General features: G+C 68.4%; 1 protein-coding gene. It reads right to left on the minus strand.

Annotated elements, in window-relative coordinates; translation table 11 throughout:
- Positions 1-2: 2 nt before the first annotated feature.
- Positions 3-1463: LCP family protein (locus tag ACFYZZ_RS45375; RefSeq protein WP_389189972.1), on the minus strand; the 1461-nt coding region annotated here is incomplete at its 5' end.

Consider the following 1463-nt stretch of genomic DNA (forward strand, 5'->3'; position numbering starts at 1 on the left):
GATCAGTCGTCGGAGTCGGGCTTGGTGCGTGCCGCCGCGTAGGCCTGGGCCGGTGTCATGGGAACGCCGCCCAGCTCCACCGTCTTGTAGGGGCTGACCTTGGCGCAGGTCTTGGCCTGGTCGGCGGTCTGGGCGTGGGCGTTGGAGACGGCCGCCTTGGTGTCCGCGGGCGCAGACGAGGTGGCGCCGCCGGGGTAGCTGGTGCCGCTGGGCCAGTCGCTGCCGATGACCAGGGTCAGACCACTGCTGCTGCCGGTGGTGTCCTTCTTCAGGTGCGCGGCGGACAGGCCCAGCGCCTTCGCGGCCGTCTGCGCCTCGCCCTTGTGGCCGGTGCCGTAGGTGAGAGTGGTGGTGGTCGCGGGGCTGGGGGCGTTGGCGGTGGTGGTGTCCGGGCTGAAGCCCTGACCGGTCAGGGCGGCCGCGACCGCGGAGGCGCGGCCGGTCACCGTGGTGCCGTTCTCCACCGTCACCGCGATCTCGGATCTGGGCACGGTGGGGGTCTTCGCGGTCGCGGAGGCCGCAGCCGACTTCTTGCCCGAGCCGGTGGTCAGGGACTGGTCACCCGCGATGGTCGCGAACAGCGTCCTGGCACCCGCACCCACCACCACCCGGTTGGCGTCGTTCGGGTCACTGCCGGTCTGCATCGTCGTGAAGGTCATCCGCTTGGTCGGGACCTTGTTCAGGTCCGAGGCCAGCGCGATCAGCTTCTTCACCGTGCCCAGCCCGTCGTCCACCGTCAGCGCCCTGGTGGCCGCATCGGCGAGGTCGTAGACCGCGGCCGGATCGGTGAGCGTGCCCGCGCTCTTGAACTTGCGGATCATCGCGCTGAGGAAGATGTGCTGCGAGACGGTGCGCCCCAGGTCGCTGCCGTCACCGAACCCGTGCCTGGAACGCACGAACTCCAACGCGGCCACCCCCTTCAGGGTGTGCGCGCCCTTGGACAGCTTCAGATGCGAGTACGTGTCGTACACGTCGTCGCTGACACACACGGAGACACCGCCGACCGCGTCCGACATCTTCACCACACCCGAGAAGTCCAGCTTCACGAAGTGGTCGATGGGAATCCCGGTGAGCTGGTGGACGGTCGCCACCTGGCAGGCCGGACCGTACTGCAGCGCACTGTTGACCTGCCCGTAGTACCCCGCCGTCGACCGGCCCGACGCAGCGTCCTTGCACGCCGGGACCCGGGTCATCGTGTCCCGCGGAATGCTCATCACCGTCGCGTTCGAACGGTCGGCGGATATGTGCACCACCATCTGCACATCCGCGTTGCTGCCCGTCTGCACACCGGTCCGTGAACACCCGCCACCCAGCTTGCAGTCCGCCTTGCTGGTCCGCCCGTCCGACCCCATCACCAGAATGTTGATCGGCGTACGGCCGAACGCATCGGCCTTCTCCGTACCGCCCTTGCCGTCCAGCGACACACTCTGGATGTTGCCGTTCAAGTGCTGGTAGAACCACCA

It is taken from the genome of Streptomyces sp. NPDC001816, from assembly GCF_042892235.1.
In the GTDB taxonomy this organism is placed as follows: Bacteria; Actinomycetota; Actinomycetes; order Streptomycetales; family Streptomycetaceae; genus Streptomyces.